The organism is Hymenobacter sp. HSC-4F20 (assembly GCF_019599275.1).
Taxonomy (GTDB): domain Bacteria; phylum Bacteroidota; class Bacteroidia; order Cytophagales; family Hymenobacteraceae; genus Hymenobacter.
This window is the reverse complement of record NZ_JAHZTD010000004.1, coordinates 36,224-52,777: the sequence shown is the minus strand read 5'-3', so window position 1 is coordinate 52,777 and position 16,554 is coordinate 36,224. Positions and strand designations below refer to the sequence as shown.

At 61.3% G+C, this 16,554-nt stretch carries 13 protein-coding genes; 6 read left to right on the top strand and 7 right to left on the bottom strand.

Going from position 1 to position 16,554, the window contains the following annotated elements; all coding sequences use genetic code 11:
- Nucleotides 1–27: 27 nt before the first annotated feature.
- Nucleotides 28–624, bottom strand: coding sequence for an acyltransferase (locus K3G63_RS18940; RefSeq protein ID WP_220615707.1), 597 nt, complete (start codon nucleotides 622–624; stop codon nucleotides 28–30).
- 123 nt (nucleotides 625–747) lie between these two features.
- Complete coding sequence (prmC, locus tag K3G63_RS18935; RefSeq protein WP_220615706.1) at nucleotides 748–1,620, bottom strand: peptide chain release factor N(5)-glutamine methyltransferase; 873 nt, start codon at nucleotides 1,618–1,620, stop codon at nucleotides 748–750.
- Between the two features lie 108 nt (nucleotides 1,621–1,728).
- On the opposite strand from prmC, the gene ribD reads away from it, so the two are divergent.
- The 3 genes from ribD to K3G63_RS18920 all read left to right on the top strand — a co-directional run bounded on the left by ribD (nucleotide 1,729) and on the right by K3G63_RS18920 (nucleotide 4,063).
- A complete protein-coding gene (ribD, locus tag K3G63_RS18930; RefSeq protein ID WP_220615705.1) occupies nucleotides 1,729–2,769 on the top strand; it encodes a bifunctional diaminohydroxyphosphoribosylaminopyrimidine deaminase/5-amino-6-(5-phosphoribosylamino)uracil reductase RibD in 1,041 nt (346 codons plus the stop codon).
- 130 nt (nucleotides 2,770–2,899) lie between these two features.
- Nucleotides 2,900–3,382, top strand: a complete 483-nt coding sequence (locus tag K3G63_RS18925) for a GAF domain-containing protein (protein WP_220615704.1) — start codon at nucleotides 2,900–2,902, stop codon at nucleotides 3,380–3,382.
- A 111-nt stretch (nucleotides 3,383–3,493) separates the two neighbouring features.
- Nucleotides 3,494–4,063, top strand: a complete 570-nt coding sequence (locus K3G63_RS18920; protein WP_220615703.1) for a dihydrofolate reductase family protein — start codon at nucleotides 3,494–3,496, stop codon at nucleotides 4,061–4,063.
- Nucleotides 4,064–4,165: 102 nt separating this feature from the next.
- On the opposite strand, the gene K3G63_RS18915 is transcribed toward K3G63_RS18920, so the two are convergent.
- From K3G63_RS18915 to K3G63_RS18900, 4 genes are all read right to left on the bottom strand, one after another.
- Nucleotides 4,166–4,846: a phosphatidylserine decarboxylase family protein gene (locus K3G63_RS18915; RefSeq protein ID WP_220615702.1), complete on the bottom strand. Its 681-nt coding sequence runs from the start codon at nucleotides 4,844–4,846 to the stop codon at nucleotides 4,166–4,168.
- Between the two features lie 255 nt (nucleotides 4,847–5,101).
- Nucleotides 5,102–6,391, bottom strand: a complete 1,290-nt coding sequence (locus K3G63_RS18910; RefSeq protein ID WP_220615701.1) for a Glu/Leu/Phe/Val dehydrogenase — start codon at nucleotides 6,389–6,391, stop codon at nucleotides 5,102–5,104.
- A gap of 325 nt (nucleotides 6,392–6,716) precedes the next feature.
- Entirely contained in the window at nucleotides 6,717–7,661 is a 945-nt protein-coding gene (locus K3G63_RS18905) for a phosphatidate cytidylyltransferase (protein ID WP_220615700.1), read from the bottom strand.
- A gap of 44 nt (nucleotides 7,662–7,705) precedes the next feature.
- Entirely contained in the window at nucleotides 7,706–8,734 is a 1,029-nt protein-coding gene (locus K3G63_RS18900) for a CPBP family intramembrane glutamic endopeptidase (protein ID WP_220615699.1), read from the bottom strand.
- Nucleotides 8,735–8,856: 122 nt separating this feature from the next.
- Here K3G63_RS18900 and dusB point away from each other — a divergent pair, with 122 nt between their 5' ends.
- From dusB to K3G63_RS18885, 3 genes are all read left to right on the top strand, one after another.
- Entirely contained in the window at nucleotides 8,857–9,846 is a 990-nt protein-coding gene (gene dusB / locus K3G63_RS18895; RefSeq protein WP_220615698.1) for a tRNA dihydrouridine synthase DusB, read from the top strand.
- An 87-nt stretch (nucleotides 9,847–9,933) separates the two neighbouring features.
- A complete protein-coding gene (locus K3G63_RS18890; RefSeq protein ID WP_220615697.1) occupies nucleotides 9,934–10,893 on the top strand; it encodes a DMT family transporter in 960 nt (319 codons plus the stop codon).
- A 404-nt stretch (nucleotides 10,894–11,297) separates the two neighbouring features.
- The gene (locus K3G63_RS18885) at nucleotides 11,298–11,672 is read left to right on the top strand and encodes a hypothetical protein (protein ID WP_220615696.1); all 375 of its coding nucleotides are present in this window, start codon (nucleotides 11,298–11,300) and stop codon (nucleotides 11,670–11,672) included.
- Between the two features lie 175 nt (nucleotides 11,673–11,847).
- On the opposite strand, the gene K3G63_RS18880 is transcribed toward K3G63_RS18885, so the two are convergent.
- On the bottom strand, nucleotides 11,848–16,536 hold the full coding sequence (locus K3G63_RS18880) for a DUF3320 domain-containing protein (RefSeq protein WP_220615695.1): 4,689 nt from the start codon (nucleotides 16,534–16,536) through the stop codon (nucleotides 11,848–11,850).
- Between the last annotated feature and the right edge of the window lie 18 nt (nucleotides 16,537–16,554).

Sequence of the window (16,554 nt, the reverse complement as noted above, 5' to 3'; positions counted from 1 at the left end):
GCTAAAAAACTGAAACTGGGCGCTGCGCTAGCCGGGGCTGATACGAAAAACCTGCCCATCGGTTAACTGATACTGCTGCTGACTTTCGGGGCAGGTAGCGCGGCCAGCCTCGTCAAATACCAAGCGGTGTCCGTGGGTACTCATCCAGCCACGCGGGCGGGCCGGGTTGCCGTATACCAGAGCATAGGCAGGTACATCACGGGTTACTACGGAGCCGGCCCCCACGAAAGCGTACTCCCCGAGGCTGACGCCGCACACAATGGTGCTGTTGGCCCCAATGCTAACGCCCTGGGCCAGCCGGGTGGGCTGGTAATACTCCTTACCCCGGCGTGGCACGGCCGAGCGCGGATTCAGCACGTTGGTAAACACTGCCGACGGGCCAATGAACACGTCGTCGGCGCACTCTACTCCCGCGTACAGGCTCACGTTGTTCTGCACTTTTACATTGCGGCCCAGAGTTACCCCCTCCGCCACGAACACGTTCTGCCCCAGCGAGCAACCCGCTCCCAGCTCGGCGCCGGAGCTTACGTGGCAGAAGTGCCAGATGCGGCACCCTTCCCCAATGCGGCAGCCTTCGTCCAGGACGGCAGTGGAGTGCGCATAGTAGCCGGAGGTGTCGGGCATGCCGAAAGAGTTGGTAAGCAGAATTTCAGCCGGCAAAGGTAGCAGTTTTAGAAGTCTGTTGAGAATTTATTGCGGCACTTCCACCCCGTGCTCCACTCCCTGCCTGATTATCGTTTTGTGATGTTACGCGCCACTGCCCGGCCAGGTAGCCCGCACCAGCCGGGCTTTGCCAAACAAATCAGGCAGAGCCTGGGCTTTATGGTACCCGAAGTTCGTCAGCATGGCAACTGTTTCGGTGGCAAACTGCTCATTGATTTCAAAGTATACGGCCCCGCCCGCGCGCAGCCACCCGCGCCCCAGATCCGCAATCCGACGGTAGAAGAGCAAAGGGTCCTCGTTGGGCACGAACAGAGCCGTGGCGGGCTCGTAGTCGAGCACATTGGGTCGCATCAAGGGGCGCTCCTGCTCCAGTACGTACGGCGGGTTGCTTACCAGCACATCAAGCGGGCCAGCCAGCCGGGGGGTGCTTTGCAGGATATCTACCTGCTGAAAGTCGATGGGTACTTGGTAGGTAAGGGCATTGCGGCGGGCTACGTCCAGGGCCTGGGCGGAAACATCAATGGCCGTCAGGTGGGGTACTGCCAACTGCCGGCTCAGGGCCAGCGGAATGCACCCGGAGCCAGTACCAACATCCAGCACGCGCAACTGCGGGCGCGTAGCCTGCTCCCGGCTTATCAGGGCTACTAATTCTTCGGTTTCGGGGCGGGGGATAAGGGTAGCGGGCGTTACTTCCAACTCCATGCCGGCAAAGAAAGCTATGCCCAGCACGTATTGCAGGGGCTCGTGGCGTAGGAGTCGGGCCCGCAGGGGCTCCAGGGCGGCCAGCATTGGGGCGGGTATTACCTCACTGGCCTGCATCCGGCGTTGCAGGGGCGTGAGGTCTAGCAGGTGCTCCAGCACCTGCCCGGCTATAGCTTCCGCCTCCGGGGCGGGGTAGAGAACCGCAAGATCAGTAGCTAAAGAGGCCGTAAGCTGGCGAAGCGTAGGCGTGCGCATACGGCAAAAGTACGGGATTTGCGGCCGGCCCCGGGCCGTATCTTCGCGCGCCCGTTTCGGTAGGAGCTGTATCTTCACCATCCCACCTCCTTTCCACCAGCCCCACCCATGCCTACTTTCTCCGCTGTTGATGAACTCATGATGCGCCGCGCCCTCGACCTGGCCCGCCTGGGAACCGGCTACGCCCGCCCGAATCCGCTGGTGGGCTGCGTTATCACCCACGAGGGCCGCGTTATCGGTGAGGGCTGGCACCAGCGCTACGGCGGCCCCCACGCCGAGGTCAATGCCGTGGCGGCCGTTAGGCAGCCGGAGCTGCTGGCGCAAAGCCGCGTGTACGTTACCCTGGAGCCCTGCTCCCACTTCGGCAAAACTCCGCCCTGCGCCGATCTGCTGATTGCCAAAGGCGTGGCGGAAGTAGTAATCTGCAACCTCGACCCCAATCCGCTGGTGGCGGGTGGGGGCATCCGGAAGCTGCAGGAGGCCGGCATCCGGGTAGAAACCGGGCTCCTGGAGGCCGAAGGGCGCTGGCTAAACCGTCGCTTCTTTACAGTGCAGGAGCAGCAGCGCCCGTACGTGGTTCTGAAATGGGCCGAAACAGCCGATGGCTACCTGGCCGGCCCTTACTTTCAGCCCGTAGCTATTAGCGGGGAGCTAGCCCGGGTAGCCGTGCACCAGTGGCGGGCCGAGGAGCACGCCATTCTGGTGGGTACGCGCACCGCTCTGCACGATAATCCGCGCCTGAATGTGCGGGCCTGGCCCGGCTCCAATCCCATCCGCCTGGTTATTGACAAAAACCTGAGCTTACCTCCTACTCATTACCTGTTCGACGGCAGCCAGCCTACGGTGGTCTTTACCTACCGGGAACGGGCTTCGAAAGACAGCCTGACCTACGTTACCCTGTCGGAAGCCGAAGACTTGTTTCCGCAGATTTTGCACTACCTCCAGCAACAAAACGTGCAATCTGTGCTGGTAGAAGGCGGCCCGACAGTGCTAAACTCGCTGTTAAAAGACGGCCTCTGGGACGAAGCGCGCGTGATTCGCAGCCCCCGTCGCCTGCATGGCGGAGTAACCGCGCCCCGCATGGGTCTAACCGGCCTGCGCGAACGGTTCGGGCTGGGTGAGGATGAGGTATTTGTGTATCAGCGGTAGCCCTGCGCCCAGAAGCTGCCCCGGTAATGAGCAACCGGCGCGCTAGCCGTACCTTTGCGTTGCTGAGCAAGCCCACGCCTAGTTGCTTGTCAGGCTTACTACCTTCTCTGACGTTTACTTCCCCTGCCCTATGGCCGAAGAACTGCACCTCGATACTACCCTGAGCAAGGCAGAGCAATACCGCCAGCTCTTGCCCCAAATCACGGCTCTGACCACTGGGGAGCCCGACTTAGTTGCGAACCTGGCCAATACGGTGGCCGCGCTGCGGCAGGCGTTTGGCTTTTTCTGGGTAGGCTTCTACCTGGTAAAAAGTAACGAGCTGGTGCTGGGGCCGTTCCAGGGCCCCATTGCCTGCACCCGCATCCGCCGGGGTAAGGGCGTCTGCGGAGCCAGCTGGGAGCAGGCGGCCACCATCCTTGTGCCCGACGTAGAGCAGTTTCCTGGGCATATTGCCTGCAGTTCCGACTCCAAGTCGGAAATTGTGGTGCCTGTGCTCAAAGACGGACAGGTAGTGGCCGTGCTGGACGTGGACAGCGACCGGCTTAACGACTTTGACCAGGACGACCAGCAGGCCCTGGAGCAGCTGATGCCCGTGGTAGCCAGCTGGTTCTAGCTAGGGCATGGGGTGAGCAGATGCCGGAGAATCTGCGGAGCTAGTAGTGGTTCGGAACGCCGGAGCGCCTAACTTACTCCGCATAATCCGAACCCACTCCACCTCCACCCAATGCGTAAAGTAGTATTGTACATTGCGACTAGCCTCGACGGCTACATCGCCTCTCCCGACGGCTCCGTAGAATGGCTGCCGACCCCACCCCCCGGCGAAGACTACGGCTACGCTGATTTCCTGGCTACTGCCGATGCTACCCTCCTTGGCCGGGCTACCTACGAGCAGGTGCTCACCTTTGGCGAGTGGCCCTACCCTACTCTTACCAACTACGTCTTCACCCACCGACCACCCGCAGAGCCCGTACACCCATCGGTGCATTTCGTAACCGAAGATCCAGCCCGGTTTGTCACGCAGCTCAAGCAGGAAGCGGGCAGCACCATCTGGCTGATTGGCGGGAGCACCTTGGCCGCCCCGCTGCTGGCCGCGGGCCTGATTGATGAGCTGATGCTGTTTATTGTGCCTCAGCTGCTGGGCTCGGGCATACCGCTGTGGCGGGAGCAGCCCCGGCCCCGGGCTCTTTCGCTGCAACGCACCCAAACCTGGCCCGATGGCACTACGCTGCTGCACTACCAGTTGCCGGTTGCTGTGAAAGCGCCAGCCGCACCCGCAGAACCAGTAGCGGGCTAGCCCCTAGCGTGCCTTCCCTTCTAAACGCCCGGGGCGCTGCTTAGTAGTAAGCAGCGCCCCGGGCGTTGGTGTATATGCAGGTGCTAAACCCCGAATGCTTTTCTAGAACAACGAAGGAGTATTCGTTTTAAGCTGGGCAATGATAGTCTGCCCGCCCTTCACTTTCTCCCCAATCTGTACCTTCACTTCCGTGTCCAGGGGCACAAAAATATCCACCCGCGAGCCGAACTTGATAAAGCCGAACTCCTCGCCTTGGCTTACTTCGTCGCCCTCGTTCACGTACCACACAATGCGGCGGGCCATGGCGCCGGCAATCTGGCGGAAGAGCACAAACGGACCGGCTTCCGATTCCACTACTACTGTGGTGCGCTCGTTCTTGGTGCTGCTTTTGGGGTGCCAGGCTACCAAGTAGTTGCCCGGATGGTACTTGAAGTAGCGCACAATGCCTGAAATGGGATTTCGGGTGATGTGCACGTTAATCGGCGACATGAAGATGCTGATTTGCTTGCGCTCATCATCGAAATACTCCGGCTCGTGCACATTCTCAATCACCACTACCTTTCCGTCGGCCGGGGCAATAACTAGGTCCTCGTGCGTAAATAAGCGCCGGGCAGGGCTACGAAAAAACTGCAGCAGCGTCAGGAAAACAAGCACCGAGATACCGGCGAAAACCTTATTGAAACCGTCGTTTTCGGCATTATAGCGAAACAGCAGCAGGTTCACGGCCAGCAGGGCCAGCAGGGTAAAGAACAGAATACGTCGTCCTTCTTTGTGGATCTTCATGAATCGCTGATTTGCGCTGATTCGACTTCGGGTGCTGAGTCAGGCGCTTTTCCAAAATAACTACGGGTCTAACAATTCCGGCGCGAAAACCGTTGCCACCCAAACTACACAAAGATAGCCCGAACCACCGGCTCGGGCTATCTGCGAACAAATATAGTAGGGCCGGGCATATCACCCGAATACGCAATGCACCACCTGTTGGGTTAGCGCCCCGCGCACTATTTTTAGCGCAGGGCTTCGCCCGGCGCTGGCCCTTTAGAAGCCGCCGCGGAACTTGTAGGTCTGGGCTACCTTATCAATGGCTACCACGTAGGCAGCAATACGCATCGGGATGTTATACTTCTGGGAGGTAGCATACACCTTCTCGAAGGCTTCCGTCATGATGCGGTCGGCGCGCTCGGTCACCATATCCTCGCTCCACTTGAAGCCCTGGCGGTTCTGCACCCACTCGAAGTAAGACACGGTTACGCCGCCCGAGTTGGCCAGAATATCGGGCACTACCATTATACCTTTCTCGTTGATAATGGGGTCAGCGGAAGCCGAGGTCGGACCGTTGGCACCCTCCACAATCAGCTTGGCTTTGATTTCGTGGGCGTTGTGCTCGGTAATGACGTCTTCCACGGCGGCGGGCACCAGCAGGTCCACATCGGCCAGCAGCAGGTCGTCGGCGTTGTCCATCAAGGTAGCGCCGGTGAAGCCATCAAGACGGCCTTTGTGAGCGTTCTTGTACGCCACGGCCTCATCGATGTTGATGCCATTCTCGTTCCAGTAAGCGCCGCTTACGTCGGAAACGCCTTTAATTTTTACGCCCTTCTCGCTGAGCAGCTTGGCGGCCCAGGAGCCCACGTTGCCGAAGCCCTGCACCACAGCCGAAGCCTGGGTAGGGTCCATGTTCAGCTTTTTCATGGCGGCCAGGGCCGATACCATTACCCCACGGCCGGTAGCCTCGGTGCGGCCCAAGGAGCCGCCCATTACCAGGGGCTTACCGGTCACTACGGCCGGCGAGGTAGCACCTACCGTCTTGCTGAACTCATCCATGAGCCAGGCCATTTCACGCGGGCCGGTGCCCATGTCGGGAGCCGGAATGTCGCGGTCGGGGCCAAACACATCCTTCATGGCCAGGGTGTAGCCCCGGGTCAGGCGCTCAATTTCGCCGGCGCTCATGGTGGTCGGGTCGCAGATGATGCCGCCCTTGGCCCCACCGTACGGGATATCTACCACGGCACACTTCCAGGTCATCCAGGCGGCCAGGGCCTTCACCTCATCCAGGTGCACGTTCTTATCATAGCGAATACCGCCTTTAGAAGGCCCCAGGATGGTGTTGTGCACCACGCGGTAGCCTTCAAACACGCGCACCTTGCCGTTGTCCATTGTCACGGGGATATGGACGATGATCTGCTTGTCGGGCGCTTTGAGTACGTTGTAGGTTTCGTCGTCGAGGCCCAGAATTTCCGTGGCCACGTTGAAACGCGACATCATGGATTCCAGGGGATTTTCGGCATCGACGCGGGGTGCCGGCTCTTTGTACACCGTGGTGGCAGCCATACGGGGTTGGGGTTGGGGTGGGTGAGAAAATTACTTGGCGACTAAGCGGTGGGAGCTAGAGTCGCGCACGGGAAAAATTTGGGTGGTCAAAGGTAGTAGGTTTATGCCATACGGGAGGAAGCGCTGCCGGGGTACGTGGCTGCTTGCGAGCGGGAGCTGTGCATCTTCCTACCGGGTAAAGATTCTTGCTATAAGGTTTGCAGCGTCTGGCCACAATACCTGTGCGTATTTCTAAAATCAAGCCTGTATTTTTTCAGCGCAAAAGCCGGCCCTTGGCAGCAAGGGCCGGCTTTTCTGCAGTAGTTACTACCCTGCCGCTAGGAGGTTATTCCAGCACTAGCCGCAGCAAGGCCAGCACCGGCAGAATAAACAGAAAGGCATCGAAGCGGTCCAGCAGGCCGCCGTGACCGGGCATAATGCGGCCGGAGTCTTTAATGTCGACGCTGCGCTTGAGCATGGATTCGGCCAGGTCGCCGAGGGGGCCGAACACGGCTACTACGCCGGCCACTACCAAGCGGTAGGTCAGGGAGAGTTCGGGTAGCATGTAGCCCAGGGCCCAGCCCATGCCCAGCGTCAGCAGGAAGCCCCCAATGGCGCCCTCCCAGGTTTTGCCGGGCGAGATTTTGGGCGCCAGCTTGTGCCGGCCAAAGGTTTTGCCGGCCGCGTAGGCCCCAATATCTGAGGACCACACCAGCAGCAGCAGCGCGAAGATGCGGCGGTAGTCGTAGCCCGTATCCGTGAAAGCCAGCACGCTCAGCAAGCTCATGGGCAGGCTCACGTAGAGCAGGCCTAGCAGGGCTACGCCCACATTGGAAAACGGCGAGAAATCCTGTTGCTCCCGGGGCCAGGCGGCCATTTCGCGCAGAATCAGAATGACGGGCAATAGCAGCAGAACCCCCGTCAGAATGATGCCAGCCGAGCGGGCGTCGCCCACCACGTGGTGCATCCCTTCCCCGATAGAATCTACCGTATTGTTTACTACAACCACGCCGAGCACTCCGGCAAAAATCAGTATGCTGATACCGCCCCCTAGCATGGCCGCCGGCTTGTAGCCTACCTCCCGCATCATGCGGTAAAACTCCCACAGCATGCGCATCTGCACCAGCCCAAAGAAGAGGGCAAACGTCCATGCACTGTACCACACGCTACCCAGCAGCAGCACGGCCCCAATGACGCCGAAAATGATGCGCTGGGCCAGGTTCGACATCGGAGGCTTGCCAGCCGAAGGCTCAGCAGGGGCGGGCGGGGCGGGGGCGGGAGAGGTAGACAAGGGAGAGGGGAATTATAAAAGATAAAAACGAGCTGTGGCTAAGCCTACCCCTCCGAGCGGGTAGCATCTATGCCGTCGTGGCTGAGGGTGCGGGCGGTGGTGGTGGTTGCCCCTGCTTTCTGCACGGCTACGCCGGTAGCGCCCAGGGTACGCAGCTGGGTCGGCAGCTCATCGGGGCGGGGTTGCTGCATCTGGCGGTAGAGGTACCACATGCCGGCCGTGCAGGCCACAAGGGAGAGCAGCACCCAATACCAGGGCATAGCTTCCGTAGAATCAGGGTCGAAGTCAGCGGCCGACCATTGCCGCTGCTGGGCATACAGCAGAACCAGCTGAAAAGCGTTCTGGGTAAAGTGCGCGGTCATGGGCACCAAAATGTTACCGCTCCACTCGTAGAGGTAGCCCAACACTAGCCCCAACACAAAACGGGGAATAAATCCCTGGAACTGCAAGTGAATGGCACTGAAAATAGCTGCCGCCAGCCAGATGCCCGCGTGCTGGCCGGCCCACTGCACCAGGTTGCGCTGCAATACGCCGCGGAAAAACAGCTCCTCACTCACGGCCGGCACCACGGCCATGACCAGCAGGGCCACTACAAAGCGCAGAGGCGAAGAAAAGTTGGTTAGCACCTTCAGAATGGCTTTGGCCTGCTCCTCCTTATCCAGAGCCCACTCGGGCAGGTCCAGACTGGCGTTCCAGGCAATCAGACCCGACATGGCCGGCAGGCTCACGATAATCAGCAGCCCCGCCAGTAGCAGCCAACCAGCCGGCACCGGGCGCCGGGGCAGAAAGTAATCCGCCAGTTTGTTGCCCGTGAGGGCGGCCAGCGCCAGGGCCGCGCCCCCAAGGCCTCCCAGCAGCAGCACCCCTTGGCTTAACATAGAAACACCCCACCCGTTGGCGTAGTCGGCCGGGCGCTGCGTAACATTGCCCATTTCCTGCATGCCCACCCCAAAAAACAGGTAGTTGAACACCATAACCAGGAAGCTGGTAATGCAGAAAGCTGCCAACAAGAGCACGACCAGCAACCCCAGATTAGCCAGAGGATGCAACCGGCTGGAGACGAAACCTTTCATGGGGAATCTGTGCTTAGAGCGTGAGGGGTAGTGCTGAAGGTAGGTGCCAGGAATAGCAACGGCTGGATACTCTCTGGCTAAGCACTAAGTCGTAAATTTGCGCAAAATACTAGAAGACTGCCGTGGTACACATCCGTAATATATCCCTTCCTGATTTTCCCCTGTTGCTTGCGCCCATGGAGGACGTATCGGACCCGCCGTTCCGGGCCGTGTGTAAGCAGGGCGGGGCTGATTTGATGTACACGGAGTTTATTTCCTCGGAGGGCCTGATCCGGGCCGCCGCCAAAAGCCGCCAGAAGCTCGACGTATTCGACTACGAACGGCCCATCGGCATCCAGCTGTTCGGCTCCGACGTGGAAACGATGGGCGAGTGCGCCCGCATCAGCACCGAAGCCGGCCCTGACCTTATCGACATCAACTACGGCTGCCCTGTGAAGCAGGTAGCCTGCCGCGGCGCCGGCGCAGCCCTACTGCGCGACATTCCGAAGATGGTGCAGATGACCGAAGCCGTGGTGAAGGCCACCCACCTGCCCGTGACGGTAAAAACCCGCCTGGGCTGGGACGACTCCACCAAGAATGTAGAGGATGTGGCTGAGCGCCTCCAGGACATTGGCATTGAAGCCCTGACTATTCACGGCCGTACCCGCGTGCAGATGTACAAAGGCGAGGCCGACTGGGAGCTGATTGGCCGCATCAAGAACAACCCGCGCATCAACATTCCCATTTTCGGCAACGGCGACATTGACTCGCCCCAGAAAGCCGTGGAGTACAAGAACCGCTATGGCGTGGACGGGGTGATGATTGGCCGCGCCGCTATTGGCTACCCCTGGATTTTCCGGGAAGTAAAGCACTTCGCTGCCACCGGGGAGCTGCTCCCCCCGCCCACCGTGGAGGAGCGGGTGCAGGCCTGCCGCATGCACTTCGAGAAAAGTCTGGAGTGGAAAGGCCCCCGAGCCGGTATCTTTGAAATGCGCCGCCACTACGCCCAGTATTTCCGTGGGCTGGAAGGGGCCCGGCAGTGGCGCACCCGCCTGGTGGAAAGCAATGACCCCGAGGAAATCCATACGATTATGGATGAAATTATTGCCGCCGAGCCAGTTTTGGTGGGATAAGCTGTCTTAACGGTATCCCGTAAACGCCATGCCGAGGAGCCGCCTCGGCATGGCGTTCTTTTTCTTTCTTCCTACCCGGCCCACTCCATGCCTTCCAGTCCTGCCCCCGCCGTTACGGCTGCGCCTACCCAACCGCCCGCTGCGCCTTCCCCACCGAATCATACGCCGGCCTCAGCCTGGGGGCTGCTGTTGCTGCTGGCCAGCATCTGGGGCACGTCATTTATTCTGATGAAAAAGGGGTTGCTGGTGTTTTCGCCGCTGGAGTTAGGCGCTACCCGGGTAAGCGTGGCCGCATTGCTGCTGCTGCCCTTCGCGCTTCGGCACATCGGCAAGGTAGAGCGAAGCCGGTTTAAGTGGCTGCTGCTGAGCGGCGTGGTGGGCACACTCATCCCGGCCTTCCTGTTTGCCTATGCCGAAACCCGGCTGGCATCAGGGCTGGCCGGGGTACTCAACGCCCTGACGGCCGTGTTTACGCTGGTAGTGGGAGCGGCTTTTTTTGGGCAAAAACTCACGGGCCTGCGCACGCTCGGCATTGGGCTGGGACTAGTCGGTACCATTGTGCTTATTCTGCTGGGCGGCAGCGGCGGCGACGCTACCCCTTCCGGGGAAAGCAATGCCTGGTACGGGCTCTATATCGTGCTGGCTACCCTAGGCTACGGCGTGAGCGTGAACGTGATAAAGAACCGCTTGCACGGCATCCCTTCGGTGGCCGTAACGGGGCTGCTGCTGCTGTTTATCGGGGGGCCGGCACTGGCGTACCTACTAGTGGGTACCCAGTTTTTGTTCAAGCTGGCCCACACACCCGGCGCGTGGGTGGCTTTCGGCTACATTGCCCTACTGGCTACCATGAGCACGGCTGTGGCCATGGTGCTGTTCAACAAGCTTATTCAAAGCTCTACCGCTCTGTTCGCGGCGTCTAATACGTACCTCGTGCCCATCATGGCGCTGGGTTGGGGCCTGCTCGATGGGGAGAGCTTCAACCTCTGGCATTTGCTGGGCATGGGCATTATTCTGCTTAGCGTGTTCATTATTCATCGGGCCCGGTAACGGCAGGCTACCAGGCTTGCGGGCCGCTTCGGCCATGCTCCGGCGGGCTGCAACAGGCCAGTACAGAGCGCCTAGCCTGCTTCTGCTGTTCGCCTGTTAGGGGGTGGAGCAAGCAGGGCCCGGTAAGCCGGCGGCGCACCCAGCTTTCCTGCCCGAAAACCGTGTGCCGCGGCCGGGCCTGCACTTGTACACAGCCCTGAAAAACGGGAACTCGGGAGCCTGCTCCGCCGAGGTTGGGAGCTTCGTGCTCCTACCCATACGCCCACAGAGTACCCGCTAAGACACAGAAGTTCACAACACTATATAGACAGCACTTTATAGAGCAGTAATGCTTCTGTCTAGTTTTGTGTATATTATCCATATAAGCTCTCTTGTCACCATGCCCTACTTGCCTACTCACACCTATGTCAGATTTCGCACAGGCCGCAATGGCTTTCCCCGACCCCCTCTTAATTGTCAGCTATGCTGACGGCCTTCGGTATGTCAAACATCGGCTTAATGCGTTTGCCCACGGGGGCCTCAAGCCCTGGGCCGAAAGTCAGGGCATGAATTACACGATGGTGGTGAATTTGAAAAACTCTCAGCTCACCAAACAAACGCCCCTGCTGGTACAACGCATTCTAAAGATCTTCGGCTTTGACACGGAGCCCATCCGGACAATGCAAGGAGGAAAACAAGCGTACCGGTTTTTATTTTCCACGCCCGAGCAACTTCAGGTGTTTCACACGCAGTTGGCTTTCTTTGAGCCCGAAGACCCTTCTTCTGTACCGGCCAGCTAGCACTTCAGCCTAGTTTGCCCACTCCGTACTTTTCCAACCTGGTAGCCACCATAACCAGCCTGCAACGACAGAGAGCTAGTGGTTGCCAGTTAACACGTACGGGTTCTTCTTGCACGTGCCCGCTCACTTCCCGAGCGGGCACGTGCTATTTCTGGTAGTAGGGTAGGCTATACGCCTACTCTTCGGGTAGCAACTTGCTATGCAGGCCGGCCGGCTTTACTACTCCACCCACTTCTACTACCGCGTTGCGCTCCAGCAGGCTAGCCAGCCTGGCATCAAGCTGGGGGCGCATATCGGCGGTAAGACGGCGGAAGCCCAGCAGCCGCACAGCGTGCAAGTAAGCTACCTCCCGAGGTAAGCTAAAGCCCTGCATGATTACTGTTTGCAGGGCCCGGCTTATTTCTTCGGGGGCCACAAAGCGGAGCTTGCGCGAGAGGTCAGGCAAGTGGCATCGGTTGCGCAAGGGTGGTTGCTGCATGGTGTTTTCCCACAGAAAGTCGCCCTGCCGGCGTAGGTAGTGTAAGTGCGCTGCCAATGCAGCGGCTTGCTGCCCTGCTGCGCGCAGGCGGCTCCCCATTTGCGTGGCCCCACTGGCCTGCGCCAGCCGTCGGGTAGCTTCTTCCACGTGCACGGGGCTTTCGATGCGCACTACCAGGGCCAGCCAGGTGGCTAGCTGCCCTAAGCTGTGTTGATGCAGAGGGCGGTGCTTCAGAGCCGCCGGAAGCTGGGCCACTTGGTAGGGCTCGGCTAGGGCTGAGGGCCGCCCTACCCCTGCTGTATCGGTAAGTACAGCCCCGGTAACCGCAGTGGCCGGCAGAGGGGCCGGGGCCAGGTTGCGCCCCGCGCGGGCAGCCTCAATAGCCTGCACGGCCCGTTCCGCCTCGGCCTCGGGGTTACGCAGCCAGTCCGGGCTCCAGATGTGGTGCAGGCGCCAGCCCCGGGTTGCCAGCAGCTGCTGGCGCAGCTGGTCTCGGTCGTGGGCCGTGCGGGCCGCTCGGTACATGGCCCCATCTGTCGTAATGCCCAACACGTACCGCTGTGGCTGCTCAGGGTCAACAACTGCCAGCTCCAGGTGAAACCCTGGGCTGCCTACCCGGGGGTGCACGGTGTACCCCCGCGCGGTAAGGGCCTGAGCCACTACCTGCTCGAAGGGAGCTTCTTCGAACAGACCAGCAACGCTGGGCGGCGGCCCGTGCTGGGCCGCGTGCAGAAAGGCTTTCAGGGCTGCGACTCCCGCCGAGTTGCTGCGGCTTAGGTCAAGATCGGGGGCGGAGAGGTTGGTAAAGATTTCGCACCGACGCCGGGCCCGGGTAATGAGCACGTTGAGACGCCGCTCCCCACCTACCCCGTTCAGGGGGCCAAAGTTCATCGGGACTACTCCCTCCCTGGTGCGTCCGTAGCCGAGACTGATCAAGACGACATCCCGCTCGTCGCCCTGCACATTTTCCAGGCTTTTGATAAAGAATGGCTCGTGCGGATGTTGGCTGAAAAATAATTCACTCACTGGTGACAACGGCCGGCGTCTCTCCAGGGCTTCCTGTACGGCCTGCCGCTGGGCTGAACTAAAGGCAACAACTCCCAGCGTAAGGTGAGGGGTAGTGGCGGCATGATGCAGTACGGCTTCAGCTACGGCATTAGCTTCCAATGGGTTAGTGCGCGTGGTTCCCCGCTCGTAATACGTTGTAGGCAAGAACCGGTAGGCTAGCCCAAGCTGCTCGCCGGGCGGCCCCGGGTTCGGAAAAACCACCAGCTTGTTGTCGTAAAACAGCTGGTTTGCTAAGGTTATCAGCGACTCGTGGGCGCTACGGTAGTGCCAGCGCAGTGGCTGCACTGGCATCCCTCGGGCCTGGCACAGCTCCAGAATACTCTGCACATCGGCCGTGGCGTTTTCCTCAGCTGCTTCGTCGGGCTGCTCCAACAGCGAATCGAAAAACGTAGTGGGTGGTAGCTGGCGGGAGTCACCCACGACGACAAGCTGCCGGCCCCGGGCAATGGCACCGAGCGCATCTACGGGTCGTACCTGGCTGGCTTCGTCAAACACCACTATATCAAACTCCACCGCGCCGGGGGGCAAAAAGCTGGCTACCGACAGCGGCGACATCATAAAAATTGGCTTGATAGCCTGTATGGCGGCCCCGGCTTCCTGCATTAGCCGGCGCAGGGGCTTGTGGCGCGTTTTCTTGGCCAGCTCGTGGCGGAGCAGCAATACCTGCCCGCCGGCCTGCGGATGAGGTAGGTGCTCGTAATGCTTGCGGGCGGCGCGGCCCCGGTGGTAGGAAAGTGCGGCAAGGTCGGCGGCGCGGAAGCGGGTGACGGTTTCCTCGTGCGCCTCCCGCTCAAACTGCCGCAGGGCTGGGTGCAAGGCGTACGCCTGCTGCAGCAGCAGCTCCAGCCACGTCTGGCGCACGGCCGCCGCCAGCAGCCGGGGGGCGGGCTCCCACTGCTCGGCCACGAGAAGCAAGTCCCCCAGGCCCTCAGCCTGCACCCGGGCTGCTGCATTATTCCACTCCAAGAGCGGAACCAACGCCTCCGGGGCGGCCTCCCACTCCGATAACGTGGCCTGCTGGGCGGTAAACTCCTGAAACTGCAAGCGGCCGGCCGAACCAAAGCGGCGCGCTTCGTTTAGCTGCAGGGTAGCTACCACCGCCTGCACGGCCGAGCGGTGGACCCGCAGGGCTTTTTCCAGCGCCGCCAGTAGGGGGTCAAGTTCAGATTCGGACGCAGGAAGGCCGGCCAGGCTGCAGGTGTGCAGATGGGGCAGCAGCGCGGCCGGAAGCTGGCGCTGCGCAATTCGCCGGTATGTAAGCGCCAGGTAATCGGCACTCTTGCGGAGCGCGGCCCAATCGGAGTGGACACCCTGCCAGCGAGGCCCGAAGAGTGCGGACCCTTGCTCCTGGGCATGGGCAATAGTGCGGGCATGGTGGCGGGCTTCGTGCACCGCATCAATAGGAGCCAGTATGGTGGCGGGGTCTGGGGGGAGGGGCTGCCGCCACAGCTGCTGCAGCCGGGCGCGGGTGCGGCGGTACGCCGGGCTCAGAAAACGCCACCACGCCACTCCGGCCGTAAGTACGGCTGCCCGCTCGGCCCGCAGGTCTTCGCTCCAGGCTTCGGGGAGCAACACGGCCTCGTAGCGCCGGCGGAGGGCCGCGTATTGCATCCCCGCACCTAGCACCTCATTCAAGGCGCTGCCGGCGTACTCCCAGCCTGGGTGCAACACGGCTACTCCGGTCAGCGGGGGCGCTAGCTGCGCGTGGCGGGCAGCGGGTAGTAGCTGCTCGGCGGCCGTGCGTTCAAGAGGAACCGGCAAGCCGAGGTAGGAGGCCAGGGCGGCCGCGGCGTTTTGCAGTTCGCCAACTGCGCCCTGGGCCTGCCGCACTTGCGCGACCAGAGCGGCCTGCTCAGTTGGTAAGAGCACGGTTAGCTCGCTTCCCCAGAACGCAAGGCGCGAGGGCACTCCTACTTTCAGTAGGGTAGCCTGCAGCTGAGCCGCCACTGCTTCGGCCCGGGCTGCTTCAGCATCCGTCCAGGTAGAGAGGGTCGGGAACGGAAGCCGGGGTAGCGCCGTGCTGCCTACCTCGGCCCGCACTTGCAGCAGTTCCCCGGCAACCTGCTGGGCGGTACGGCGGCTGCGGCCAATGGGAGTATGTACGGCCAGCGCGTAGGCGTTGAGGTCGGCGCGGTAGAGCGGCAGCTGGGCTACTTGGTTGGGGCATGGGGGGGATGCTGGCGGGCTTAGGTGCAGCGCAGCCTTTAGCTCCTCGTGCACGGCGCGGGCGTTGGTGGTATGACTGTGCAGTTCCCAGCACGCGGCGCCCAGGCCTGCAGCATCCAGACGGCGCTTTATTACTTCCAACGCCGCCATTTTTTCCGCCACGAACAACACTTTCTTTCCGGCACCAATGGCCTCGGCCAGCAGGTTGGCAATGGTCTGCGACTTGCCCGTCCCGGGCGGCCCCTGCACCACCAGGTTGCGCCCCTCGCGCACGGCTAGCAGCGCCAGCCGCTGCGAGGCATCGGCCTCAAATACCGGCTGCAGCTCAGAATCCGGACGGTGAGTATCCAGAAAGGTGGTGTCGTCGGCGGTGGGTAGCGGCTCGGCAAAGCCGGTATCAGGAGTAAGCAGGGCAGCTACAGCCGGGTGGTCGAGCACGCCGTGGCGTTCGGGCCAGGCGCTGGGGTCCAGGTCGCGGTAGAGCAGCAGCTTAGCGAAGGAAAACAAGTCCAGCACCACAGGCGAGGCGTCGACTTCCCAGCCGCTCTGGCCTGCCACGGCAGAAGCTACAGCCATCAAGTACTCGTCCAGGGCAAGCGGCTCTTCTGTCAGCGGCAGGGGCAGTGCCAGCCCGAAGCTGGCTTTCAGCTTGGCCTGCAACGAGAGGTTGCCTTCCACCGCCCCCCCGGTGTAGCGGAGGGTAAACTGCGCTCCAGTGCGCTCCAAGGTCACGGGCACAAGCACCAAGGGCGCGTGGCGGACTTCCGTGGGGGCGGCCGCGTCGTACCAGCGCAGCTGACCTAACGCTAAGTACAGAATCTGAACGCCCTGTTCCTCCAGGCTGGTACGGGCCGCGTAGTAGGTGTTACGCAGGCGCCGCTCCAACTCTCCCCGGCTTACCTCCGCACGCAGGCAGGTAGCAGGTAAAACCGGCGGCAGATTGTCTGGGGCCGCCGGCGCAACGTTCAGGGGGATGCTTTTCTCAAGCAGCTGGCGGAGCAGGGCTGCGGGCTCCGCACCAACCATCGTCATCCCGCGCGTTCTGGAAGCCCGGTAGTTTAGCAGCGGGTTGCGCAGGCCCAGATCCAGCAGTTGCTGGCGCGCGGCATGCAGCCGGGCCGCCAGCGTAATACCAGAAAAATCAGCGGCCATGAAGCAAAGCAACAGAAG